The organism is Christiangramia sabulilitoris (genome assembly GCF_007050985.1).
Taxonomy (GTDB): Bacteria; Bacteroidota; Bacteroidia; order Flavobacteriales; family Flavobacteriaceae; genus Christiangramia; species Christiangramia sabulilitoris.
Genome location: NZ_VHSF01000001.1, coordinates 679,532 through 704,320, shown reverse-complemented (window position 1 = coordinate 704,320; position 24,789 = coordinate 679,532). Strand labels below are relative to the sequence as shown.

Genomic DNA, 24,789 nt, shown 5'->3' with positions numbered 1-24,789 from the left:
GGTTAGGGGAGATCAGTCTTTTCTAAAAACATCCTGCTGTAGTAAAACCTCTCCAAAAGAGATCTCTTCTGCTGCCAGTACCAGAACCGTGGTAGGCAGATCTTTTAACCGGTCCTGCATATTAGCATAGTAATTTTCAAAATCGGCATCGGGGCTTTTCATACCCATAAAAATGAGATCAGCGCCTGCTGAAGATTCTTTTAAAACCTGGTCAAAAGTACGGCCATTGGAAACAATTACTTCCAGATTAGCCCCGGTCCTGAGTTTTTTGATCACCTCCAATAAATTATGCCGGGCATCCTGGGCGGCATTTTCTGTGTCTACCATCATTTTCAGGGTGACCTTGGCTCCATACCAGCTGCGGCTGCTTTTTAAAAGATAAGCCAGGATCATTAGCAAACCGCCATTTCCTTTTAATCCTCCCCACCAGATATCAATATTTTTTTTCTGTCCGTAGCCTTTTTCCTTATTCTCCTTAATAATTAGCAGGTTACGGTTTAGTTTATAGAAACTGTTGATCATATCGCAGTAATTCTTCCTGTATAGAGAATTTTCAGAATCACCGAGGATAATGGTATTGGGTTCGAGTGATGCCAGCCCATAGGCACGAACAAAGCTTTCGGCACCCAGAAACGTATCATCGGCTTCGATCACCCTCGCAAATCCGCGGGAACTTCTCTTTACCAGGAAATCCTCTATATTTTGCTGCATTTGCTTACGTCGTTCTATAGTGGTGAGTTTGCTGGTAAGAACTGTAGCTACGGTTAAAATTCCGCGGTTATGGGTGATGGAAGAGGCGAAATCTATCAGGTGCCAGCGCTTGGTGGGCGCGCCCGATAGTACCAGCGGATGCGGTCTCCAGGTTTTTGAATCTTTTTCGGTACTCAGGTTCAGCAGGCCTATTCTTACCAGGGCCATCCAGACCCCGCGGCGAACATCTCCCCAGGCGGTCTTCATCTCCCGGCTCTGTAGCCAGACAAAAATTATCGTGATAAAAATAAAAGCGATTCCTGTCGCCACTCCGTTGATTAGAAACATGACGGCGATACACCCCAGCGTTCCTAAAAGTGAAAATATCCAGTGAACTTTAAAAGCAGGTCTGAATGACGGACTTGCCAGTAAGCCTTCGATCCCGGCAGCAGCGTTCAATACCCCGTAAGTGGTTAAAAAGAACATGGTGAGTATTGGCGCGATAATATTCAGATTTCCCAGGTATACTGCAACCAGGGCGACCAGCATGGTAAATAGTGTACCATATCTTGGGGAATCGTCTTTTGCAGTTCCAATTCCTAGCCAGCTTAACCATTGAGGGAGAACCCGGTCGCGGGCCAGAGCCTGCAGCACTCTTGGTGCACCCAGGATACTTCCCACGGCGCTGGAAAGGGTAGCGCCCCAGACCCCAATAAGTATAGCGTCGCCCCAATAGGAGATCTTTCTCATGATCAAAGGATCGGCGATAAGGGTTTCGGCATCTGCCCTGTTGGCCAGGATAACAGGTAAGCCCATATAGATAATATAGCCCACCAGGATGGCGGCAAATGTTCCTTTCGGAATAGATTTAGAAGGGTTCTTAAGGTCGCCAGACATATTTACCCCGGCCATAATCCCTGTGACCGCCGGGAAAAACACCGCAAAAACCACCCAGAAGCTTTCCCTGTTCGTATTGGTGGCGGGCATTAATTCAATACTGGTTTCTTCGATGGGGCTTCCGAAGAGAAGGGATACCAACGACAGTGCTATACCGAACATGATAAAATATTGTGCCCGTATAGCAACTTTTGCAGAGATCATAGCAAGTAATCCCACCAGAACGGTAGTGACCATTCCTACGGTTTTAAAATCCAGTTCGGGAAATACACTTACCACACTTTCGGCAAAACCAACGGTATATAAGGCGATAGATAGAGTAAGGGCGATAAAAAGGGGAATCCCTATGGCTCCGCCGGCCTCAACCCCAAGCGACCTGCTAATCATATAATAGGCACCACCGGCCCGCACCTGCTGATCTGTGGCGATAGAGGCTACTGATAAGGCGGTAAGAAAGGTTATGGATACAGAAAGGGTAACGATCAATAAGGTGCCAAGAAGCCCGACATTACCAACCACCCAGCCAAAACGCAGGTACATGATCACCCCTAGGATGGTTAAAATAGAGGGGGTGAATACTCCTCCAAAAGTACCCAGGCCACTTTTTACCGGGGGAATTACGGGAGAACTGTCACCGTTTTGTTTTTTAAATGGGTTTTTCATAGGCCAATTCAGCAGTGATCTGGCATTCGGGGAATAACCTCCGGTCACTAATCAAATTAGATATATTAAATGTATTGGAAATAAGTCTAAGAAACACAGGATTTAATAGAATTGTTATTTTTTTCTTAACGCTCGTACCTGGTTGGATATGATTTATTCCTGAAAAGTTTTTCAAAGGTTTCATGAATAATTCTTAAAAAATAGCTTCTGAAACGTAAAATTTTCTCTTTTACATAGTTTTTTCGCTTCATATTGAAGAAACTGTAATTTTATATTTCCTGGCTGAAAATTGTGTTTCTTAATGCCCTAAAAAGACTTAGTTTTATCTGTTCAAAGAAAAAAACAGCACATCCTTATGGAGGATAACAGACATTTTGTAATTGACTTCGACAGTACCTTTACCCAGGTAGAGGCCTTGGACGTATTGGGTGAAATAAGTTTAGCCGGCAATCCCAACAAGCAGAAAAAGCTGGATGATCTCAAGGAGCTTACAGACCTCGCGATGGGAGGAAAACTGGCTTTTAGAGAATCCCTGGAAAGACGGCTGGGGATCCTGGAAGCTCATAAAGATGAAATTCCGCAGTTGATAGAAAAACTGAAAGCAAAGGTATCTGTCTCCTTTGTTCGTAACGAAGCCTTTTTTACAGAATACCAGGATCGTATTTATATAATTTCCAATGGTTTTAAGGAATTTATTATTCCCATCGTTAAAGAGTACGGGGTGCGTGAAGAAAATGTCTATGCCAATAGTTTTGAATACGACGGGCAGGGTAAGATCGTTGGGTTTGATAAGGAGAATGTACTTTCTTCCAGTAATGGTAAGGTAGAGTTACTCAAAAAAATGGATCTTAAGGGTGATGTATATGTGATTGGGGACGGTTATAATGATTATGAGATCAAAGCGGCCGGGCTGGCCAATAAATTTTATGCGTTTACAGAAAATGTTGAACGCGATAATATCCTGGACAAGGCAGATCATATCACACCCAGTCTGGACGAATTCCTATACCTTCATAAAATGAACAAAGCGATATCTTATCCTAAAAACAGGATCAAAGTCCTATTACTTGAAAATGTACATGCAGATGCGGTAACCATTATGAAAAATGAAGGTTACAATGTTTCCACGATCTCCGGGGCATTGGATGAGGAGGAACTGGCAGAAAAGATCAAAGATGTTTCGGTTCTTGGGATTAGGTCTAAAACTCAGCTTACCGCGAAAGTTCTGGAAAATGCCAACAGGCTTATTGCCGTAGGAGCATTTTGCATAGGGACCAATCAAATAGACCTGGAAGCCTGTCTTAAAAAAGGCGTGGCAGTTTTCAATGCGCCATTTAGTAATACCCGTTCTGTGGTGGAACTTGCGATTGGAGAGATCATTTTTTTAATGCGTAATCTTCCAGACAGGATTTCTGAAATGCACCAGGGACAATGGAATAAATCTGCCAAAGGCAGTTATGAGGTGCGCGGTAAAAAACTGGGCATTGTAGGTTATGGTAATATTGGTTCACAGTTATCTGTGGTGGCAGAAGCTATAGGCTTTGATGTTTACTACTACGATCTTGTGGAAAAACTTGCCCTGGGAAATGCCACCAAATGTAATAGCATCAAAGAACTTTTTGAAAAAGTAGATATAGTGACCCTGCACGTAGATGGCCGCAAGGATAATACGAATATGATCGGTGACCGGGAATTAGGCTGGATGAAAGAAGGCAGCATCTTTCTTAATCTTGCCAGGGGACAGGTGGTGGATGTAAATGCACTCAAAGCCCATATGGAAGCCGGACGGATAAAGGGAGCCGGTATAGATGTTTTCCCAAAGGAACCCAAGACCAACCAGGAAGAATTTGAATCGCCGCTAAGAGGCCTTCCCAACGTGATACTTACTCCGCATATTGGGGGTAGTACCCAGGAAGCACAGGTGAATATTGGTAATTTTGTACCGGGAAAGATTATTAATTATATCAATACAGGTAGTACCACTAATTCTGTAAATTTCCCTAATCTGCAGCTGCCTATTCTGGAAAATGCCCACAGGCTTATCCATATTCACCATAACAAACCCGGTATTATTGCCCATATAAACAGGATCCTGGCCACTCATGATATCAATATTGTAGGGCAATATCTTAAGACCAATGAGACCATTGGTTATGTGATCACAGATATAGATAAGGAATATGACGCTGAGGTGATCAGGGAACTCAAGAAAATAGAAGGCACTATCAGGTTCAGGGTGCTTTACTAGATATAAAAATTCAACATTGAGTAAGATCAAGGTTCGGGGAAATTCCCGGGCCTTTTTTTATGCGGAAATATTTCTGGCTGAAAAATCCATGCAGATCATTTGTTCTATTTCGTTAATAAACTATTAATAATTAATTTCTGACATAATTATTAGAGAAGGTCTTTTAGATAATTTAGGCGGCATAAACCTTATCTGACAATTTAACCTTACCATGAAAAATTTTACCCTACTTAAATACCTGCTTTTAATGCAGGTTTTTCTGCTTTTTACCGGATGTGCTACCGAAGACAACCTGCCGGAAGATTCAACTTATGCTCCCATAAACTTCAGCCTTAATGCCGAAGGGAATTATGAAGAAGGCTTTGAAAATGCTTTCAAAAATTCCTATGCCGGCGGCGTGGTAAGTTTTACCGATGGCGACTGGTATTTTGCTGATGCGCTGATTGGAGACCTTAGCGGAGATGCGAAAAACGGAGCGCAGTCTGTAAGGATGACCGGAAACGGTGTCATCACGATGAATTTTGACCTGCCCGATGGAGCCAAATCCTTTAGTCTGCAATACGCAAAATACGGGCGGGATAAGCAGACTTCCTTCCAGGTATACTATTCTACAGATGCCGGTAGTTCCTGGAATAGCTTGGGAAGCGAAACGATCATTAAAAAATCCACTCTGGAAACGGCGAGTTTTAATTTAAATGTTTCCGGTAATGTACGTTTCGAAATACGAAAGACAGATGGAAAGAACGAGCGGCTGAATATTGATAATATCGTGGTAGTGCCGAATGCAGGAGGTTCTGCAAATACAGGAGACCTGATAGATATCACTGAAGATTATGAAGCCGGTTCCAAGGGAAGTTATGCTGCGGGAACTGTAGATCTTCCAACTGGAACCTGGTATTTTGAAGAAGCGCTTGTAGGTTCTCTGGCTAATGATCGCAAGACCGGGACTAAATCTGCCCGCATCAGGGACCTGGGAATTCTTCAAATGAACTTTGATGTACAGGGAGCAGAAAGCCTGAGTATTAATCACGCGGTATATGGAACCGATGGATCGAGTACCTGGGAATTACAGGCTTCTACCAACCAGGGAGCTAGCTGGAACAGGGTGGGAAGCACCCAGACCTCAGCGAATACATCTCTTGAAAATATTACTTATACCCTTAACTATACTGAAAATGTAAGGTTCAGGATCGTAAAACTATCCGGGTCTGGAAACCGGATTAACATCGATGATTTTGTAATTGGAGGTACTTCAGATCCAGGCACTGGTACCGGTGGTGGAGGCGGAGTGGACCCCATCTCAGGTGCGGTTCATCTTACCATGGGAAATCCTTCCCTGGCTATAACCGATATCAATTCACCTAATAATTATCTTTTGGAAAAAGAGGAATATGTAATGTCCTACAGCCGGGATAAAGGTACTGCCAACTGGGTAAGCTGGCATCTTGATGAGGCCTGGATGGGATCTGCTTCCAGACAGAACGACTTCAGGGCAGATACTTCCCTGCCGTCTTCCTGGTACCAGGTAGGTTCTACAGATTATCAATATAGTGGCTTTGACCGGGGGCATTTATGTCCTTCAGCAGACCGGACTTTGTCTGTAGATGATAACTCCAATACTTTCTTTATGACCAATATGATGCCGCAGGCTCCAAGTAATAACCGTTATGCCTGGGCTAACCTGGAAAATTACTGCCGCTCGATGTTGAGTGGTGGCTACGAGATCTATATAATTTCCGGCGGCTATGGCCTTGGGGGCGATGGCGCCAATGGATATGCAGAATATCTGGCTGATGGTAAAATACAGGTTCCTTCCAATACCTGGAAGGTGATCATGATCATTCCAGACGGAACAGATGATGTAAACCGGGTGACTACCTCTACCAGGGTGATCGCGGTGGACATGCCAAATTCTAATTCGGTGACTTCAGACTGGACCCAGTATAAGACCAGTGTGGACCAGATTGAAGCGGCCACAGGTTATGATTTCTTTAGCCTGGTGCCAGACGCTATAGAAGATGTGATCGAAGCTAATATAGATGCTATTTAAACTTTAAGAACAACACAACAGGATAAGGTTAAAGCCACGTAGAGATACGTGGCTTTTTTATTGCCTGCTTTGCTTCCAGGTGACCAAAAAGTTAAAGTTTTGTGGCTAAGTCTTTAATTAACAAATTCTTATTATTCAATATCGAACTATTTGCTGAATTTTAATCTTAACCGCAACAGGTTAAGCAAATAGCTAATAGTTGAAAAAAGGGTCAATTCTGAAATAATGGTCACGGCCCTTTTTTTATTTTTATTACTCAGGTATTCCCTTTCTTTTAGGTAACATAAATTCTTCAAAGGTGTTTGTGTTAATAAAAAGGTAATTCACAAATGTATTGAGTCATACAGCTATTAAAAGTATATCTTACCTGCATAATGCTATTACTTAAACTTTAATTTGACGATGATGAATGAATTTTTGCTTTTTTCAGTATTAGGTGCCTCCCTTATAATAATATCAGGGATCTGGATTAAATTACACATGGATAATCTTAAACAGGAGAGATTGATCAGGAAATATGCCCGTGATCTTAGCTTATTATCGGGGTCCAGACCAGGTGAAATAAAATAGACGTAAATACTATTAAAATTTTGCAAGTAAACCTTGCTAAAGAAGATAAAATATTTTATCTTTAAATGTTGATTATCAGTAAAATGATAGTCGCAATGGGTAACTGAGAAATGGTTTAAATGTCTTAGTTACCCTTTTTTTTATGCTTCTCTTTTCCGGCTTAAATCAGGAATAAACCTCCAATATATACCAGCATACCCACCAGCATTATAATTAGCGTGTAAGGAAGAATTTCCCTTGCTTTCAATCTGGTGATTGCCAGCAAAGGCAGTGCCCAGAACGGCTGCAGCATATTGGTGATCTGGTCCCCATAGGCAAAGGCCATAACGGCCTTGTTAAGAGGAACCCCTAATTTCATGGCACTTTCCAGCACTATAGGTCCCTGTATCGCCCACTGGCCACCTCCACTGGGAACGAAAATATTCACCAGGCCTGCACTAAAAAAAGTATAAACCGGTAAACTGGTTTCTGTAGCTATACTGGAGAAAAACCCGGCGATATCACCTACGATCCCGGTCTCTTTCATGATGCCCATGATCCCGAAATACAGGGGGAACTGTATCAGGATAGCAGCAGCTCCACCTATCGCCTCATCTAATGCATTTAAAAAGGAAACAAAAGATTTATGAAAAAGTATACATAGCACCAGCATTAGAAAATTGAGCATATTGGGGGTTAATTTTCCTGAAACCAGGCTGCTGTAATAACTCGCAAAGAAAGCAGCCAGCAAGAGAAACCCAAATAAGAGTTTCAAAATCCGGGAATGATCCAGTTTTTCGGCTCCTTCAATTAGAATATCGGGTTGGATCTTCTTTACCTCAGGAAGATCAAATTCTGAACTTCCGGTTTTTTTACTGATAATCCATAATACCAAAGGCACCAGCACCAGCAGCATTCCGAAGAGAATTAAGTTCCAGCCGGCAAAAATAGTGGTATCGGTAGGAATGGAATCGGGAAGATCATTAAGCCAGCCTGCATTGACTTCTGCAGGGAAAAGTCCGCGAATATGACCCTTCTCTGCCGCTTTGAGAGGAGCACTACCGCTTACACCTCCATGCCATACCATAAGGCCTGCATAGCCCGCGGCGCCCACCAGAGGATAATTTATCTTAAAGCCTCTGTCCCGTGCAGCTTCAGCTACCTTTCTGGCCATTATAGCCCCAAAGATAAGACCCAGACCCCAGTTGAAAAAAGCGACGAGCATGGTAGATACGGCAACCAGTATCACCGCACTGGTGTTGCCGTAGACCAGGCTGGTCAGTTTTTCGGTTACCCATGCCACCGGCCTGCTCAGCACCAATACATGGCCAAGGACCAGGATAAGCATCATTTGTACCGCAAATACCAGCAAGGCGGGCTCCCACATTCCTTCCTGCCAGTAGGTAAGTATATTTAAAAATGAATCTCCATCTGTATTTCCGGTAAACAGGAAAGCGATAAGAATAGTAAACAGGCTTAGCAAAACTGCCAGGGTAAAAGGCGCCGGAATTAACCTTTTAAAGATAATTTCAATATATCGGGAGGTGTTCATAATTTCAAATATCCAGAAATCTTCGAAATTATAGAACATTCCATCAATTTATAATTTCATCAGGTTTATAAGTCTTTTTCAAACCCGCATGCTTTAAAATGAATTCCAGGAGCGGTGAATGCACCTGAAAATATGGCGAACGTCTAAAATCACCATCAATCATCTAAAAATCATAGCTTTAGGTATTTAATTCTTTTTATGGTCTATTGGTTATCAAAGGCAGGCGAACCGGATCATTCTCCTCTGAGTAAGGGTTAATATGCTGTAGTTTAGCAGTGTTATTAATTCATTAATCATTTAATCAACAGTTAATCAAAAATCATTATTCATTCAAAAAACATTCATCATGAAAACATTAATTTTTTCTTTATTGCTAATTGCCGCGACCACATTCAGTCAGGCTCAGGAGATCCAACTAGAAGAAGCAAAAGTAGGTTTCGCACCACTGGATTCTAAAGTAGAACGAAACGGAGATGAATTCTCCTTTAAAGTAGCCGAAACTTACACGGGAGAATTTACCAAAGACCCTATCGCCTTTATGAAAGCTAATTTCGATATCAAGAATTTTATCGCGGCACATGACGAAGAATGGGATTCTTACGCGGTCACCTTCTCAAGTTCTAAAGGCTATCTGTCTGCAGATTTCGATAAAGACGGAAACCTGGTAAGCACTTTCCAGAAATTTAAAGATATCGTATTGCCGCTGGATGTTAGAAGAGAAGTATACATGGCTAACAAAGGCTGGACCATGACCGGAAATAAATATACCGCATCTGGTAGTGGAGAAATTATACAAAAAGAAGTTTACAAGATTAAACTTGTAAACGGCAATCAAAAGCGAACAATGAAAATAGATCCTAGAGCGTCTGAAACTTCAGTAGCGATTAATGAATAAGCTGGAAATCTTAATTAGTTGTTTTAGTTTTAGCAAAGGCTATCGAAATTAAAATTTTGATAGCCTTTCATTGGATTCAGGAAATGATAAAAAACCCGTATTGAGGATAATTATTTATGACATTCGCTTCGAAATTGTGAAAAATTTAAAAATAATCTTGAAATAGTTTTAAATTGGAAGAGTCTAAGCATTTAAAATTTATGAAAGCACTGGTAATTGACGACGAGGAACTGGCAAGAAAAAGGGTTCTGAACCTGCTGGAAGATGTCCAGGAAATTGAAGTCATAGGGGAGTGTTCCAATGGCAGGACGGCCATAGAAAGGATAAATTCAGAGAAGCCTGACCTGATATTTCTGGACATAAATATGAAGGATATGAACGGTTTTGAAGTACTTAAAAAAGTAGACATATCACCCAAACCGGTAGTGATTTTTGTTACCGCCTATGATAATTATGCCCTGAAGGCCTTCGATGTGGAAGCATTTGATTTTCTCCTGAAACCATTTAAAGACGATAGATTTTTCAAAACCATTTCCAAAGTATTGAATACAACCAGAAATGAAGCAGACAGGAACTTTGAAAAAAGAATGGTTGAATTTTTTCATGAATATTCAAAAGGAGGGATCCGGTTGAATTCTGTCTCTAAGATCCCGGTGAAACAGGGTAATAAAACGGCTCTGGTAGATCCCGCCGATATCTTATATATCCAGGCATCCGGATATTATGCTGAAATCTTCGCTAATGATAAAAAATATGTCCTGCGGGAATCTCTGAATAATCTTGCTGAAATTCTGGACAGCAACATCTTTATCAGGATCCATCGCTCCACGATTGCAAATCTTAATTATGTAAAGGAGATCATACATTCAGATTACTCTGAGATCGACGCAAAAATGACCGATGGGGAATTACTGCATATCAGTAAATCCCATAAAAAAGAATTTCTGGAAAAAATTGGAATATAAATGAGCCTTTCAGAATTTAAACAAAAGTATATAGACTTTAAACTGGTTTTACTGCTGGCCGGGTTTTATTTGATGTTCGACCTTGTGCTGCTGGCCAAAGTAATGTACATGCGGAATTATATGCCCCAACGGGAATACTTTTCATGGTCAGATTTCTTGATACATAATTTATTATTCGATTATATCATCGTGGTAAGTTATATGACGCTAATTGCGATTAGTACCAAAAGGTTTTTAAATAAGAACTATTCCTGGGTTAAGATAATTTCCATTCACACTCTTTTCTCCCTGCTTATTGGCTTGATCATCAGGCTCATCTTCGATTTTTATTCTATTATCGCCGGAAGAATAGATCTGGCAGATTTTGATCTAAGGAAAAGTATTAATGCCTTTATCTACGTGCTGGATCTTAATTTCCTTATCTACTTCGCGATGATATTCATTATATATACTTATTACTATCTGAAGCAGGTGAAGGAGGCAGAGAAACGACATTCTAAACTGGAGTCTCAACTTGTAAATACTCGCATGAAAATGCTTTCGTCGCAATTACAACCGCATTTTCTATTTAATACCCTTAACTCCATTGCTGTACTTACAGATATGGATACAAAAAAAGCTAAGGACACTATTGCAGATCTTAGTGACTTTCTCCGCGAAATCCTTTACAATAGCGACCGCAACCGGATAAGTCTGGATGAGGAACTCAGGATCCTGGAATATTATCTGAATATTGTTAACGTAAGATTTTCAGATCATTTAACCATTGAAAAGAAAGTACCTGAAGATCTTATGCTGAAGAAAATTCCGGCTATGCTATTACAACCGGTTATAGAAAATTCTATCAAGCATGGATATTCCTATGAAAATACAGATCTCAAAATTCTGGTTTCGGTGTATGAGGAAGGTAAAATGCTGGTGATAAAGGTAGAGAATGATGGTACTCCGGTTACCGAAAGCCATACCGAACTTATGAAAAAAGGAGTAGGCTTAAAAAACATAAACGACCGTTTACGCAATCTCTATAAGGATAATTATTATTTTGAGATCCGGAATAAGGAAGATAACACTGGCGTGGAAACGGTCATTAAGATTCCCGAATAGCAAATTTCTGATTCTTTATCTAAGAAGATCTATTTATCCGAAAACCTGCGCCCGGTAGGTTTTCAGACTCTTGCATAATCCCATATTTTAGCATACATTAAAAACTGCTATTATTACAATAAATGGGAAAAATAAAAAAACCTAAATACTATAGCCCGAGGGAAGAAAGGCTTAATATCATCTCGCATGGCCTTGGTCTGGTCTTAAGTATTGTCGCACTGGTATTGCTCATATTAAAAGCGAAAGATCAGGGTGAGCCGGAATATCTTATAAGTGCCAGTATTTTTGGGGCGAGTATGATCCTGGTTTATGCGGCCTCTACTTTTTACCATAGCGCACAGGGCACACGTATGCGGATAAGGCTAAATATTATAGACCATGCCGCGATCTATGTTCTAATTGCGGGAACCTATACTCCATACGCCCTGGTTACTCTGGAGGGTACAACAGGTTTAACAATTCTCTGGGTGGTATGGTTAATGGCCCTCGCCGGGGTGATCCTGAAGCTCTTCTTTACCGGGAAATTTCAACTGGTCTCCACAATCATGTATGTGGCCATGGGTTGGCTGATAATATTCGCTATAAATCCACTTTTGGATAATTTATCGGCAGATGGATTATGGTGGCTTTTTGCCGGAGGAATTTCTTATACCATCGGGGCGGTACTTTTTATGCTGAATAAGCTTCCCTATAACCATGCGATCTTTCATATTTTCGTTCTGCTGGGTACCTTTGCGCATTTTATAAGTATATATTTTTATATCCTGCCTTCCACCGGGGTTACTTAAACTCTCCCTCCTCGGGAATTAATTTTATCTTTAATCCAACTGAAATAAAATTTTATGCAAATCAGGTTTATTATGTGCAGCATGTTGCTGCTTTTTGTTTTAAATATAGGGAATGCTCAGGAGGAGTATTATTTCCCTGAAGGCGTTAGCTTTAATAAAAATATACCCAGCCCTTCCGAATTTTTAGGGTACGAAATAGGCGAGTGGCATACCCGGCATGCGCGTCTGGTAAGTTATATGGAAAAACTGGCCGAAATTTCTCCCAATGCCCAAATTCAAACCATCGGGTATACACATGAAAAAAGACCCCAGATCATTTTGACCATTTCATCTGAAAGTAATCTTGCTAATCTTGAGAATATCAGGCAGGAACACCTGGAGCATGCAGATCCCGATGGCAAAGAAGGAGAAATAGGTAAAATGCCCGTGATAGTGCATTTAGGCTATAATGTGCATGGAAATGAACCTTCCAGTAGCGAGGTTTCCATGCTGGTGGCTTATTACCTTGTTGCCGCACAGGATCCGGCCGTACAAAATTACCTGCAAAAAGGGGTTTTTCATATAGAACCAACTCTGAATCCTGATGGCAGAGACCGGCATACTACCTGGGTTAACAGCAATAAGGGCGTGCCTGCAGTTGCAGATCCATGGGATAGGGAGCATAATGAAGCATGGCCATCTGGACGAACTAATCATTATTGGTTTGACCTTAATCGTGACTGGCTGCCACTAACGCAGGTGGAAAGCCAGAATCGTATGGCTTTTTATCACAAATGGCTTCCTAATATTGTTACAGATTACCACGAAATGGGCTCCAACAGTACCTATTTCTTTGAGCCAACTAAAAAATTTGGATCTGAAAATCCAATAGTTCCCAGATACAATTATGATACGCTGAATACTATTTTTGCCAAATATCACCAGGAAGCTTTAGATGAGATAGGGTCGCTTTATTTTACGGGGGAGCGTTTCGATAATTCCTATCCCGGTTATGGATCTACCTATCCCGATCTGCATGGTGCACTGGGGATAGTTTATGAGCAGGCCAGTTCGCGCGGGCATATACAAAATAACGGCAGTGAGGAAATCACTTTTCCGTTTTCCATTAGAAACCATTTAAGAACAAGCCTGGCAACTATCCGGGCGACTATAGATAACCGGGAATTATTATTGAACTGGCAGCGAAAGTTTTTTAGAGATGCGAGAAACAATGCTTCAGGGAATGTATATGTATATGGAGCAAAAGATAAGCCCGGTAAAACAAAGCAATTCACTAATTTACTACTGGATCATAGCATAGAAGTATACCGGTTAAAAAATGATCTTAAAACCGATGACCGGTCCTTTTCAAAAGATTTTGCCTATGCTGTTCCCGGTAAACAAGCACAGAACCTGATGGTGAAATCTATATTTGATAAGGTGACCACATTCGCGGATAGTATTTTCTATGATACCTCGGCCTGGTCTATGGCCCTGGCCTACGATATTCCTTATACTGAAATTTCTTCCCGAAAGTTGAATATGGGTAAAAAAATCACTGCTGAGGATCTAAAAACTGAAATTCCGGAGCCGGTCAGATCAAATTACGCGTATATTATTGATTGGGCTGATTTCAAAGCTCCGGCAGCTTTATATTATCTGCTGAAAAATGAAATAAATATAAAAGCTGCTTTTGCTCCCTTTTCTATTGAAACAGATAAGGGACTGCAGGATTTTGGATATGGCAGTCTGATGATTTCTTTACATGACCAGTCATCTTCACCTGAGGAAGTATATAAACTCGTTTCAGAAGCTTCAGAAAAAGCTGGGGTTCCGGTTCATGCAGTAGTATCGGGTAGAAGCGCTAAAGGTATCGACCTGGGTAGTCCAGATTTCAAAGATATAGGGTTACCTGATATTGTCATGCTTACCGGTGAAGGTACCAGTGGTTATGAAGCCGGGGAGATCTGGTTTATGCTGGATACTTATCTGGAAATGCCGGTTACCAAAGTAGACCGGTATGATTTCTCCAGATTGGATCTTAGTGAATACGATATCCTTCTCATGGTATCAGGAAATTACGACAGTCTGGATTCAGAAAGAATTGAAAACTGGATTAAAAACGGAGGCACTTTAATTACTCAGCGCACGGCCAGCGAATGGGCCATCAAAAAAGATATTTCGGCTATAGAATTAAAAAAGAACGATAAAGAAAAAGATAGCCTGGCAAGAAGAGATTACGCTGCCAAAGATAAATATGAGGGCGCACGGGCTGTTGGCGGATCTTTTTACCAGATTGATCTGGATATTACCCATCCGCTTGGTTTTGGTTATAAAAAAAGGACTTTACCTCTGTATAAAAACAGTAGAGTATTTCTGGAGCCGGGGAATGACGCCTTTAGTAAAGTCGCCATTTTCAAAAGTGAACCTTATTTAAGCGGATATATACATCCGGAAAACTTGGAACTAATAAGTAATTCGGCGGCCCTGCTGGCAGAAAAAAAAGGTGAAGGAACGCTGATCATGTTTAGTGATGATCCTAATTTTAGAGCTATGATGCTTGGGACTCAGCGGCTTTTTATCAATGCCCTGTTTTTTGGCTCCTCGATCTTTTAATAATACCCGTTTTAGCCGGCGACCTTACAGAGTGCGCCGGTTTTTAATGCAATTAAACCACCCAATTTAAATGGATTATTATCTTATTACTACTATTCTGGTTTGCCTGGCTGCTGTGTTTGGATTTATCAATGTAAGATTCCTGAAACTGCCCAACAGTATTGGACTTATGCTTATTACTATCCTTTTTAGCTTTGGGGTCTTAGCACTCAGTTTTTTTGATGATACCCTTCTGAATGCTGAAAAGGAGATCATCGCGAGTATAGACTTTCGAACGGTTCTGCTGGACGTTATGCTTAGTTTCCTGCTCTTTGCCGGAGCTTTGCATACCAATTTTGAACAGTTGAGAATACAGAGATGGCCCGTATTGGTGTTTTCAACCATTGGGGTACTTACTTCCACATTTCTCGTAGGCATATTAACCTTTTATGCACTTCAGTTGATCTCTTTAGAGGTTGAGTTTATTTATTGTCTTTTATTCGGAGCCCTGATCTCGCCAACAGATCCTATAGCTGTTCTCGGAATTTTAAAACAAGCCGGGGCACCCAAAAAACTGGAGACCAAAATAGTAGGGGAATCTTTATTTAATGACGGGGTAGGGGTAGTAGTATTTCTTACTATTTTTAAAATAGCCTCATCAGAAACCGGCAATATCGAGGTGTCGGCAATTTTTGAATTGTTCGGGATGGAGGTATTGGGGGGAATATTTATCGGCCTGGTATTAGGATTTTTAACCTACAAACTTATGAAGGCTATCAATGATTATGATATAGAAGTTATCATAACATTGGCGGCAGTTATGGGTGGAACGGCGATAGCACATTATTTCCATTTTTCAGCTCCACTGGCGATGGTGACCGCAGGTTTGATCGTGGGGAATGATACCGTTAGATCATCTACTATGTCCAAGATCACCGAAACCTATGTAGATAAATTCTGGGAGCTTATAGATATTCTGTTGAATACGATCCTTTTTGTTTTGATAGGAATGGAAATGCTGGTGCTTACATTTGAAACTGATTATGTGATCGCCGGTCTGTTGGCTATTCCAATCGTTCTGCTCTGCAGGTTTGCCTCTCTTTTGCTGCCAATAAAATTCTTTAGTAAAAAACTGAGTTTTGTGCCTAATACCAACCTGCTAATGACCTGGGGTGGTTTAAGAGGAGGTATATCTATCGCCCTTGCTTTAAGTCTTAGCGATGCCATGCACCGCGAACTTTTCTTAATGATCACTTACTTCGTAGTGGTATTTTCTATTTTGGTACAGGGACTCACGGTGGGAAGTTTGGTTAAAAAATTTGCCGGGGAAACAGATTAGCAGGATCAGCTTCCTTTTTATGTCAAAAAGGAAGCTGAATATAACTTAAGCTTTAGGTTCTATATTCTGATTGACTCTGAAGAAATTTTCCGGATCATATTTGCTTTTGATCTCTCTCAATCTCTTATAGTTGTTTCTGAAGGAAGCTTTAATTCTTTCCTGTCCTTCTTCCATCATAAAATTGGAATAAGAACCACCCATGGAAAATGGATGTAAAGCGTTCCAGTATTCTTTGCACCAGTCTGTAATAAGCGCGGCATTTTCAGGATCTGGATCCACTCCTACAAATACCCCGGCGTATTTAGCATCCCGGTAAGCCCAGGCGGTATCTTCGGCAGGAACTTTAGCTGCAGCTCCGCTAATGGGATATAAGTGCATTTGAGACAGGCTGGTAGGGATCTTTGATCCGTATTCTTTGTGAAGTTGTGAAGCTTCCGCGGGTATATCACTGAAGAAATCTCCCCTCCAGTACCACTGCAAACCTGGTGGCATTAAACCGTCAAATAGCGTTTGAATGGCGGGATATGGCATCTCTCCAATATGTTCAAATACCGGGTTGAGGTCTCTGGCTGGCTGTATTAGTTCTTTGAATTTATCCGGGTTTCCGGTATAACACCAGACTATACCACAAAATTTCTTTTTATGCAGAAATTCAGGAAAGGGTTCCCCGGGGATTACCATGGTAGCGATAAAACCATTAAGGTCTTCAGGTTGTTCATGAATAAAATTATCATACCATTTCATGATCTCTTCGGTCCTTTCAATAGGCCAAAGCGTAGGACCACCAATAACAGTTTTTAAGGGATGGGCCTGGAACAGGAAAGAAGTGACTACGCCAAAGTTTCCGCCACCACCTCGTACAGCCCAGAACAGGTCTTTATGCTCATCTTTATTTGCCGTGACTATATTGCCATTTGCCAGAACTATGTCTACCTCCAGAAGATTATCTATGGTCAAACCAAATTTTCTGGACAGGTGGCCGACCCCGCCTCCAAGAGTTAGACCTCCCACCCCGGTAGAAGATATTATCCCTGCGGGTACAGCGAGGCCATATAAATGGGTGACATGGTCTACCTCACCCCATAGGTTACCACCACCAACGCGTACGGTATTATCAGAAGTATTAACCCTTACATTTTTGAGCAAAGAAAGATCGATAACCAGACCTTCGTTGCAAATTCCAAGGCCACCGCCATTATGACCGCCACCTCTAACTGCTGTAAGTATATTATTTTCCCTGCCAAAATTTACTGCGGTAACCACATCTGCCACGTCAGCACATTTGGCGATCATCGCTGGTTTCTTACTAATCATGGCATTATAGATCTTTCTGGAATCTTCATAGTTGAGATCCCCTTCAAGTATCAATTCCCCACGAAGAGAATTTCGAAAATCCTCTACTTTCGAGTGCTCCATTTTAAGCGTTTTCATAAAATTATTTTTATAATGTTGTTGTATTTTGAAATCGGGAGGTGCAATCTGTTCAAACAGCTATACGGAGGGTCTTTAAAAGCAGGAAATACAAGGGAGATAAGTTGATAAACTAAAGAGGCTTAGTTTTAGTAAAGTTAATCAAAAGCTTTTAAACTGCTCGTTTTTAAAGGTTTAATTGTGTGTTCAAACTGAAATTATACAGACTGGTCCAGTATTTACCATTATGCCTTAATAACTGAATGTCCTTGGCTGAAAAGGATAAAGAAAGATCTTTGTCGTTAAAATATTCCCAGATCTGCGGGAAATGACTCCTTTTCAGGTCTCTGGTAGCCAGGGTTATATGAGGATGTATTTTTGAAGAAATCTCGTGGCTTTTTAGGTCCAGAAAATTGAGCATAACATTTTGAAGTTCAGCATGCAGTTTAATATAAGGTTCATGGTCTTTTATTTTAATGAAAACCACGTTTTTGGCAAACCTTCCAAAGCCATCCAATTCAGAAATAAAACTATGATGTTCTCCTGAAAATTCGGTAAGAATTTCTACCAGGATTTCTTCATTTCCTACCGGCATTCTAAATGGAATTTGCAGGGTAATATGGGCATCGAGTTTCAGGGCATGTTGTACCCCAAATTTATTTTTCAGGTCTAATTTGATAGACTCTACCCTGGAATTGATTTCTTCTGAAGGATTGATGGCAATAAAATAAAGCGGGTGCTTAGTAACTGTAATGTTCAAGGGGTTATTGATTTTTTAAGGCGATTATTCTCAATGGTGCGCCACTGCCGCCTTTTATTTTCATAGGTAGGGCAATGATCTGGAATCCCCTTGCCGGCAATTTGTCCAGGTTGGCAATATTCTCAAATGCAGGGATATTATTAGTCATCAAGGCTATATGTGTAGCAAAATCGGTGGATTGTCCACGATCTATACTGGCCGTGTCCAGACCTACGGCTTTTATTTTCCTGTTTTGAATAAGCCAGGTAGCGGCCTCAGGAGCTAGACCGGGAAAGTGCAATTCCCTGACTGCCTCAGGACCACGTCTGTCTGTTCCCAAATATTTTTTGGCATCGGGATAGAATTGCCCGTACCCGGTTTCAAAAAGGATGATACTTTCATCGGGAACCCTGGAATTTTGAGTTTCCCAGGCTTTAATATCATTAATACTAATCAGGTAATCCGGATCCTTAAGTGCCCTGGTGGAAATGTCAATTTTTACCGCCTCCCCAATTAGCTGACTAAGCGGAATGTCATCTACACTCTGCCTGTTCTCTGCAAAATGGATTGGGGCATCTATATGGGTGCCACCATGCTCTGCTGTGGAAAAATTATTAGCCGAATAGTAGAATCCCATATCGGTACGGCCTTTTGCAACTTCCTCCAGCTGAAACTCTTTCGCGGTGACCCAGTAAACACTTTCTTCAGAAAAGGTATGGGTAAGATCAACGATCTCATATTGATCAAGGTTAGTTTTCTGTCCAAAGGAAAATACTACGCTAAAGATCAGGCCAATAACAGTTAATTGCAGGTATTTCATCACGAAAAATTATAGCAATAATTTAATAAATCAATTCCATTTAGTCCCGATATAAGATCCAATTCTTTTGGAGAAATCTTCCGGGGTTTCAGCGTAGATAAGTTCACCTTTTATCTTAGCTTCATTTCTAAGTCCCTGGCTATACCTGTCTATAAGAGCTTGCATTAATTCCAGACGTTGCGGATCGATAGATTTGAATGCCTCAGAACTTATTTTATGCTGAAGCAAAATGAGATCGTGATCATTTCCAAGATGATCTGCCAGCAAATGTATTTCAGCTTCCAGCGTTTCAAAATATTCGGGCCAGCTATCCTGTAGCAGAAGAGTCTGATACCATAGGTATTTTACTCTTTTTCGCCATTCATGAAAATTCTCCATACTCGGATTATTATAGGCTTTCTCCAGTGCTTTTTTACCTCGTTTATACACTTTCTCAATTCCCGGTAATATCACCTGCATATCTGTAGCCTGCAGTGGCCAGTTTAACAGGTCGTTTTGGGCATATTTAAGTTTTTCAGGAAGGTGTTCAGTGAAAAACTGATTTTTTACCATGACCCTGGTCAATTGAGTCCTCTCTTTCTGCAACAGGTTGGTTACAGGCTTAAAGAAATTCGCATATAGAAATTTTCCGTAGCGTTCATCCAGGAATTCGATGGTTTCAAGATGAGCAGAGAGATCCCTGATTTCTGAAATTTCCCGCCCCAGATCCCTGTAGTACCTGTTTATTTCCTTAAAATGTACTTCGCTCAGGTCATGTCTTACCAATCTGGCCAGAGCTCTGAGCTTTTTTAAACGTTTTCTAATATCGTGAATAGCTTCATGAATTTCTAAATTATTGAGAGCTTCCATACAGCCTTCGATCTCTTCAGCAGCGATGCTGGTGATATTATTTTTTAATGATTGATCATTATTTAACAAGTAACTCATTCTTATTTCTGTTAACATTAAACCTGATAGAAATTACGTTTTTTCCGCATTTGTATAAAGAATATGAATTTAATAACTCTATTAAATCGCTGTTAATCAAATATATAGGTAAATTTTTACTATCTTCAGTCTATATTCTATTAACCAGACTTCCCTACAAGTATTTTCAAAATTTCAATTATGAGACAATATCTTTTTATTGGCTTGTCAGGGACGTTATTCTTATCAGGTTGTTCTAATGACGACCTAAAGAATTCACAATCTTTCGAGCAGGATCCATTAATAAATCAGGATATTAATGAGCTCGCCTTTTTACCGACAATCACTAATTTATATGGAAGAGATCATGGTACTATTACCTACAGATCTGCTTCCCTGGACGGGATATGGGGGCATGAATATGATAATACAGGCAGACTGTCTAAATCTGTCATGTATGAAAGATATCCATCCCGGATTTTAAAGCAAATCAATTATTCCAATTATTCTGAGGATAACCTGGAGATGGATTTGGAAATTATAACATTTACATATTATTACGGTTTCCCTAGGACTTATACTTTAAAGAACAGGCTTTATTTAAATGAAGATTTTTTAGCAGATAGAATTAGTGATGTAGATGAAGATAGAGAGGGATATCAAAGCTTTGATGAGCTTAATTCCCGGGGCAATGTTACTAAACTAGGTAAGGTTTTAGAGGACAATGTTAAAGTTTGGACTACGAATTATGAATATGACGATGATGGCAATGTCACGAAATATTTTACAGAATATCATCCAAATAATTCCCAGGATGCTATGGTGGTTTATTCATATACAGAAGCTGGCGATCTTAAAACCTATGATTTTCATAATGAGGAGGGTTTGTTTAGCAATGTTGAATATACCTACAGGGGTGACAATACTTTAGAAGGATTAAATGAAACATTTCGAATGAGAGATGAAAATGCAGGCAGCAGAACCATACTTTACGATGAAAACGAAGCATATAAAGAACAGCGAATTTTATATCTAAACGGCTCAAAAACTATAAGTTCGTATACAGAAAATCAAATTATTGAACAGTATTACAGACCAGGCGATATCCTGAAAGAAATTTGGAAATATATAATAAATGAAGATTACATATATTGTGAACAAATTGAATATTACGACGAGGAAGGTAATTTAGATTATACAGAATACTATGACGAGGAGGGCAATTTGATAGAAACCATATATGAATAAAAAAGCAGCCATCTGGCTGCTCTTCTTTTAATTTTTATTGGCAAGTTCTTTATTAAGACTCTCGAAATTCATTTCGACCTGGTGCCGGGTGAGATCCTCAAAAGTTTCCCGCTCCCTGATCAAATGTGCCTGGCCCTTATACCACATCACTTCTGGCGGGCGATACCGGGAATTAAAATTACTGGCCATAGAAAAACAATAAGCTCCGGCATTGCTAAAACTTAAAATATCACCTTCCCTAATTTCTGAGATCCTACGATTATTGCCAAAAGTATCGGTTTCACAGATGTAACCTACCACGCTGTAAAATCTTGCTTTGGCCTCCGGGTTAGATATATTCGTTATTTCGTGATGAGAGCCATAAAACATTGGTCTTATCAGGTGATTAAAACCGGTATCTATTCCTGCGAACACGGTGGAGGTGGTTTGTTTGATTACGTTTACCTTGGCCAGGAATTTTCCTGCTGCGCTAACCAGGTATTTTCCAGGTTCGAAGGCCAGGGTTAACTCTCGGCCATATTCTTTACAGAAACTGTTGAACCTCTCGGTTAATTGTAAGCCCAGGTCTTCGATATCGGTTTCTATATCTCCCTCGCGGTAAGGTACTTTAAATCCGCTGCCAAAATCGATGAATTCCAGTTCGCTGAAATTTCTGGCTGCCTCAAATAATATTTCTGAGGCGTGCAGAAATACTCCAATATCCAGAATATCACTACCGGTATGCATATGAATTCCGTTAATGTGCATGCCTGTATTTTCAACGATCCTGAGCAGGTGTGGCATCTGGTGAATGCTAATACCGAACTTTGAATCTATATGTCCAACAGAGATCTTGGAGTTCCCGCCGGCCATTACGTGAGGATTGATCCTTATACACACCGGGATCTCAGGATGCCTGCTCCCAAATTGTTCGAGGATGGATAGATTATCAATATTTATCTGCGCTCCCAGCTTAACCACCTCTTCAATCTCCTCCAGTGAAACTCCGTTAGGGGTATAGATGATCTTTCCCGGATCTACTCCTGCCGCCAGGCCTAATTTTACTTCCTGAACAGAAACGGTGTCCAAACCACATCCCAGGCTGTTCAACAATTTGAGTATAGAAATATTCGAAAGCGCTTTTACAGCATAATGTATTCTTAAGTTATCAACCTTAAAGGCGTTGATAAGCCGGTTATATTGCGAAGTGATTTTATCTGCATCATACACATAAACCGGGCTTCCATATTCTTTTGCAACCGATAATAATTGCTCTTGTGTCATCATCAAAAATTTAGCGCAAAAATATACTTCCTCAGCATTCTAAAATAAGCTGTGTATCAAATATAACCGATTTATACAATTTGTTATTTCTGAAAAGAAATAATAATGGCTGGTTTAAAGGATAACATTAGAGGTCTATTTTCAGGTTTTCAGGTGGATCTTTTATCAAATGCCGGCCTCAGATTTCAAAACTAAGCGAAAATGAGGATTTTCAGGAGTTATCACGCGTTAAGAAGCTCAAAAAAGATTGGTACAATAGTATGTATTTGTTACTTTTGCCTTCCGTAATAAAACAGAAGAAACAGCTGATTATGAATATACACGAATATCAAGGAAAAGAGATTTTAAGCAGCTTCGGAGTTCGCATTCAACGTGGAACCGTGGCAAGAAACGCCAAAGAAGCAGTTGAGGCTGCTAAAGAACTAACCGAAAAAACCGGAACCGGATGGCACGTGATCAAAGCACAGGTACATGCAGGTGGCCGTGGTAAAGGTGGTGGTGTAAAGCTTGCCAAGAATCTTAAAGAGGTTGAAGAGATCGCAGGAGAGATCATCGGGATGAACCTGGTAACACCTCAAACTTCTGCTGAAGGAAAGAAAGTACATCAGGTATTGGTAGCGGAAGATGTTTATTATCCTGGTGATAATGAGCCGGAAGAATATTATATGTCTGTTCTTCTTAACCGCTCTACCGGTCGTAACATGATCATGTATTCTACAGAAGGTGGAATGGATATCGAAACGGTAGCTGAAGAAACTCCAGACCTTATATTCACTGAAGAGATAGATCCTTCTACAGGACTACTTGGTTTCCAGGCGCGTCGTATTGCTTTTAATCTTGGACTTAGCGGACAGGCATTTAAAGAAATGACCAAATTCGTAATTGCTTTATATACAGCATTTGAAAAATCTGATTCTTCGTTATTCGAGATCAACCCGGTTTTAAAAACCAGTGATGACAAGATCATGGCTGTTGATGCGAAAGTAACTTTAGATGATAACGCATTGTTCCGTCATAAGGATTACGCTGAGATGCGTGATATTCGTGAAGAGAACCCTACTGAAGTAGAAGCCAGAGAAGTTGGTCTAAACTATGTGGATCTGGACGGGAATGTTGGATGTATGGTAAATGGTGCCGGACTGGCCATGGCCACAATGGATTTGATTAAGCAGGCAGGTGGAGAACCGGCTAACTTTCTTGACGTTGGAGGAACAGCAGACGCGAAGAGAGTAGAAGAAGCATTCAGGCTTATTCTTAAGGATGATAAAGTAGAAGCTATTCTTGTAAACATTTTTGGAGGTATTGTTCGTTGCGATCGTGTTGCACAGGGAATCGTAGACGCTTCCAAGAATATGGGTGATGCTATGAACGTGCCAATTATCGTACGTTTACAGGGAACTAATGCAGATATTGCTAAGGAACTTATAGATAACAGCGGCCTTAAGGTATACAGCGCGATACAATTTCAGGAAGCTGCAGATAAAGTACAGGAAGTTCTGTCTTAGAAGACAGAATGGAATCTTTAAAAAAGCTCGGCGATTGCCGGGCTTTTTTTATGCCAGATATTTTATGAAAATTCAGAAATAATAATAATGGTCTATTATTCAATATGTTAAAAAACATGTTTTGGTGTAACGATTAATATTTACGGTCGTCTTTTATATAGAACAACTAATGAAAGTATTATGAAAAGGATCCAGTTTTTTCTTTTTGCCTTGATCTTTACGGCAATAGCAGCAAAAGTGAGTATTATTCCGGCGAAAAAGACAGGATATGCTGTTCTTTCAATAGATACAAAATTAGATCATGTTCAGGAATTCTTCAGGTATAAAGTCAACAATATCCAGACAGACCAGAAAATCGTAAAACATTGTGTGGTTAGAAAGCCGGTATGTTGTCATACCTAAGCAGCGGGTCAATCATCAATCAAATAAGATAAATATACCAAAAGCCCCTTATTTGATATTGCGGAATCAATGGAATTAACTGATAATTAATTAATTATATTAAATAAATTTTGTTAAATGCAAAATGAATTTCTATATTTAATTAAGAATTGTTGAAAATATGAGAGTCATCTTCTTGTAGC

General features: G+C 40.3%; 18 protein-coding genes. 11 read left to right on the top strand and 7 right to left on the bottom strand.

Features of this window, described 5'->3' with window-relative positions; all coding sequences use genetic code 11:
- Window positions 1–12: 12 nt before the first annotated feature.
- On the bottom strand, window positions 13–2,250 hold the full coding sequence (locus FGM01_RS03300; RefSeq protein ID WP_143409709.1) for an APC family permease: 2,238 nt from the start codon (window positions 2,248–2,250) through the stop codon (window positions 13–15).
- A gap of 355 nt (window positions 2,251–2,605) precedes the next feature.
- On the opposite strand from FGM01_RS03300, the gene serA reads away from it, so the two are divergent.
- Together serA and FGM01_RS03290 are read left to right on the top strand one after the other, a co-directional pair.
- Entirely contained in the window at window positions 2,606–4,498 is a 1,893-nt protein-coding gene (gene serA / locus FGM01_RS03295) for a phosphoglycerate dehydrogenase (RefSeq protein ID WP_143409708.1), read from the top strand.
- A gap of 211 nt (window positions 4,499–4,709) precedes the next feature.
- Window positions 4,710–6,548, top strand: coding sequence for a DNA/RNA non-specific endonuclease (locus tag FGM01_RS03290; RefSeq protein ID WP_143409707.1), 1,839 nt, complete (start codon window positions 4,710–4,712; stop codon window positions 6,546–6,548).
- Between the two features lie 730 nt (window positions 6,549–7,278).
- On the opposite strand, the gene FGM01_RS03285 is transcribed toward FGM01_RS03290, so the two are convergent.
- Window positions 7,279–8,688: a short-chain fatty acid transporter gene (locus tag FGM01_RS03285; protein WP_243735752.1), complete on the bottom strand. Its 1,410-nt coding sequence runs from the start codon at window positions 8,686–8,688 to the stop codon at window positions 7,279–7,281.
- Window positions 8,689–8,995: 307 nt separating this feature from the next.
- Here FGM01_RS03285 and FGM01_RS03280 point away from each other — a divergent pair, with 307 nt between their 5' ends.
- The 6 genes from FGM01_RS03280 to FGM01_RS03255 all read left to right on the top strand — a co-directional run bounded on the left by FGM01_RS03280 (window position 8,996) and on the right by FGM01_RS03255 (window position 16,314).
- A complete protein-coding gene (locus FGM01_RS03280; RefSeq protein WP_143409706.1) occupies window positions 8,996–9,544 on the top strand; it encodes a hypothetical protein in 549 nt (182 codons plus the stop codon).
- 200 nt (window positions 9,545–9,744) lie between these two features.
- Window positions 9,745–10,509 carry a LytR/AlgR family response regulator transcription factor gene (locus FGM01_RS03275; RefSeq protein WP_143409705.1) on the top strand — a complete coding sequence of 255 codons (765 nt, stop codon included), beginning with the start codon at window positions 9,745–9,747 and terminating at the stop codon, window positions 10,507–10,509.
- Window positions 10,510–11,613, top strand: a complete 1,104-nt coding sequence (locus FGM01_RS03270) for a sensor histidine kinase (protein ID WP_143409704.1) — start codon at window positions 10,510–10,512, stop codon at window positions 11,611–11,613.
- Window positions 11,614–11,735: 122 nt separating this feature from the next.
- On the top strand, window positions 11,736–12,401 hold the full coding sequence (trhA, locus tag FGM01_RS03265; protein WP_143409703.1) for a PAQR family membrane homeostasis protein TrhA: 666 nt from the start codon (window positions 11,736–11,738) through the stop codon (window positions 12,399–12,401).
- Between the two features lie 54 nt (window positions 12,402–12,455).
- Window positions 12,456–14,996: a M14 metallopeptidase family protein gene (locus FGM01_RS03260; RefSeq protein WP_243735751.1), complete on the top strand. Its 2,541-nt coding sequence runs from the start codon at window positions 12,456–12,458 to the stop codon at window positions 14,994–14,996.
- A 70-nt stretch (window positions 14,997–15,066) separates the two neighbouring features.
- Complete coding sequence (locus FGM01_RS03255; RefSeq protein WP_143409702.1) at window positions 15,067–16,314, top strand: cation:proton antiporter; 1,248 nt, start codon at window positions 15,067–15,069, stop codon at window positions 16,312–16,314.
- Between the two features lie 45 nt (window positions 16,315–16,359).
- On the opposite strand, the gene FGM01_RS03250 is transcribed toward FGM01_RS03255, so the two are convergent.
- The 4 genes from FGM01_RS03250 to FGM01_RS03235 form a co-directional block, all read right to left on the bottom strand.
- Entirely contained in the window at window positions 16,360–17,745 is a 1,386-nt protein-coding gene (locus FGM01_RS03250; RefSeq protein WP_143409701.1) for an FAD-binding oxidoreductase, read from the bottom strand.
- A 166-nt stretch (window positions 17,746–17,911) separates the two neighbouring features.
- A complete protein-coding gene (locus FGM01_RS03245) occupies window positions 17,912–18,484 on the bottom strand; it encodes a 2'-5' RNA ligase family protein (protein WP_166435181.1) in 573 nt (190 codons plus the stop codon).
- Window positions 18,485–18,488: 4 nt separating this feature from the next.
- Complete coding sequence (locus tag FGM01_RS03240) at window positions 18,489–19,283, bottom strand: cyclase family protein (RefSeq protein ID WP_143409699.1); 795 nt, start codon at window positions 19,281–19,283, stop codon at window positions 18,489–18,491.
- A 30-nt stretch (window positions 19,284–19,313) separates the two neighbouring features.
- A complete protein-coding gene (locus tag FGM01_RS03235) occupies window positions 19,314–20,210 on the bottom strand; it encodes a CHAD domain-containing protein (protein ID WP_166435180.1) in 897 nt (298 codons plus the stop codon).
- Between the two features lie 180 nt (window positions 20,211–20,390).
- Between FGM01_RS03235 and FGM01_RS03230 the strand changes: the two genes are divergently transcribed.
- Window positions 20,391–21,437, top strand: coding sequence for a hypothetical protein (locus tag FGM01_RS03230; protein WP_143409697.1), 1,047 nt, complete (start codon window positions 20,391–20,393; stop codon window positions 21,435–21,437).
- Window positions 21,438–21,464: 27 nt separating this feature from the next.
- Here FGM01_RS03230 and lysA read toward each other — a convergent pair whose 3' ends face one another.
- Window positions 21,465–22,700, bottom strand: coding sequence for a diaminopimelate decarboxylase (lysA, locus tag FGM01_RS03225; RefSeq protein ID WP_143410331.1), 1,236 nt, complete (start codon window positions 22,698–22,700; stop codon window positions 21,465–21,467).
- A gap of 311 nt (window positions 22,701–23,011) precedes the next feature.
- Here lysA and sucC point away from each other — a divergent pair, with 311 nt between their 5' ends.
- Together sucC and FGM01_RS03215 are read left to right on the top strand one after the other, a co-directional pair.
- Complete coding sequence (gene sucC / locus FGM01_RS03220) at window positions 23,012–24,205, top strand: ADP-forming succinate--CoA ligase subunit beta (RefSeq protein ID WP_143409696.1); 1,194 nt, start codon at window positions 23,012–23,014, stop codon at window positions 24,203–24,205.
- Window positions 24,206–24,385: 180 nt separating this feature from the next.
- On the top strand, window positions 24,386–24,607 hold the full coding sequence (locus tag FGM01_RS03215) for a hypothetical protein (protein WP_143409695.1): 222 nt from the start codon (window positions 24,386–24,388) through the stop codon (window positions 24,605–24,607).
- Window positions 24,608–24,789: the final 182 nt, after the last annotated feature.

What these genes read in the sequence shown, in the direction of transcription:
- trhA (WP_143409703.1), top strand. Translation starts at nt 11,736, where the DNA reads ATGGGAAAAATAAAAAAACCTAAATACTATAGCCCGAGGGAAGAAAGG.
- lysA (WP_143410331.1), bottom strand. Translation starts at nt 22,700, where the DNA reads ATGACACAAGAGCAATTATTATCGGTTGCAAAAGAATATGGAAGCCCG.
- FGM01_RS03270 (WP_143409704.1), top strand. Translation starts at nt 10,510, where the DNA reads ATGAGCCTTTCAGAATTTAAACAAAAGTATATAGACTTTAAACTGGTT.
- FGM01_RS03250 (WP_143409701.1), bottom strand. Translation starts at nt 17,745, where the DNA reads ATGAAAACGCTTAAAATGGAGCACTCGAAAGTAGAGGATTTTCGAAAT.
- FGM01_RS03215 (WP_143409695.1), top strand. Translation starts at nt 24,386, where the DNA reads ATGAAAAGGATCCAGTTTTTTCTTTTTGCCTTGATCTTTACGGCAATA.
- FGM01_RS03275 (WP_143409705.1), top strand. Translation starts at nt 9,745, where the DNA reads ATGAAAGCACTGGTAATTGACGACGAGGAACTGGCAAGAAAAAGGGTT.
- FGM01_RS03235 (WP_166435180.1), bottom strand. Translation starts at nt 20,210, where the DNA reads ATGAGTTACTTGTTAAATAATGATCAATCATTAAAAAATAATATCACC.
- serA (WP_143409708.1), top strand. Translation starts at nt 2,606, where the DNA reads ATGGAGGATAACAGACATTTTGTAATTGACTTCGACAGTACCTTTACC.
- sucC (WP_143409696.1), top strand. Translation starts at nt 23,012, where the DNA reads ATGAATATACACGAATATCAAGGAAAAGAGATTTTAAGCAGCTTCGGA.
- FGM01_RS03260 (WP_243735751.1), top strand. Translation starts at nt 12,456, where the DNA reads ATGCAAATCAGGTTTATTATGTGCAGCATGTTGCTGCTTTTTGTTTTA.
- FGM01_RS03280 (WP_143409706.1), top strand. Translation starts at nt 8,996, where the DNA reads ATGAAAACATTAATTTTTTCTTTATTGCTAATTGCCGCGACCACATTC.
- FGM01_RS03290 (WP_143409707.1), top strand. Translation starts at nt 4,710, where the DNA reads ATGAAAAATTTTACCCTACTTAAATACCTGCTTTTAATGCAGGTTTTT.
- FGM01_RS03255 (WP_143409702.1), top strand. Translation starts at nt 15,067, where the DNA reads ATGGATTATTATCTTATTACTACTATTCTGGTTTGCCTGGCTGCTGTG.
- FGM01_RS03300 (WP_143409709.1), bottom strand. Translation starts at nt 2,250, where the DNA reads ATGAAAAACCCATTTAAAAAACAAAACGGTGACAGTTCTCCCGTAATT.
- FGM01_RS03285 (WP_243735752.1), bottom strand. Translation starts at nt 8,688, where the DNA reads ATGTTCTATAATTTCGAAGATTTCTGGATATTTGAAATTATGAACACC.
- FGM01_RS03240 (WP_143409699.1), bottom strand. Translation starts at nt 19,283, where the DNA reads ATGAAATACCTGCAATTAACTGTTATTGGCCTGATCTTTAGCGTAGTA.
- FGM01_RS03230 (WP_143409697.1), top strand. Translation starts at nt 20,391, where the DNA reads ATGAGACAATATCTTTTTATTGGCTTGTCAGGGACGTTATTCTTATCA.